This is a genomic window from Pseudomonas sp. HY13-MNA-CIBAN-0226 (genome assembly GCF_040310305.1).
In the GTDB taxonomy this organism is placed as follows: domain Bacteria; phylum Pseudomonadota; class Gammaproteobacteria; order Pseudomonadales; family Pseudomonadaceae; genus Aquipseudomonas; species Aquipseudomonas gregormendelii.
This window is the reverse complement of sequence record NZ_JBEOPS010000321.1, coordinates 1-265: the sequence shown is the minus strand read 5'-3', so window position 1 is coordinate 265 and position 265 is coordinate 1. Positions and strand designations below refer to the sequence as shown.

The 265-nt window shown below is 58.5% G+C and carries 1 protein-coding gene; it reads left to right on the top strand.

Translation table 11 applies throughout. The annotated features are described in order from the left end of the window. The coding region (locus tag AAEZ05_RS28930) for a LysR substrate-binding domain-containing protein (RefSeq protein WP_350650045.1) at nucleotides 1-265 on the top strand (265 nt) is incomplete at both ends.

The window sequence follows — 265 nt, the reverse complement described above, 5'->3', positions numbered from 1 at the left end:
GAAGATCACCCCCGGCGATTCCAGAAGTCTCTATGAGAAGTTGCTCAACCAGGAATTGGATGCAGCGATACTGGTGCGACCGCCGTTTCAACCGCCCAAAGCCTTGTCGATGGCTTTGCTGCGTGCCGAACCCTTGATTCTGATTGCGCCCGCCGAGTGGGGGGTGCAGTCACTGGCAGCCTTGTTAGGCGAACGCCCGTTTATCCGCTATGACGCTCGCTCCTGGGGTGGGCAGATCGCCCAGCGTTTTCTCGATGAACAGTCC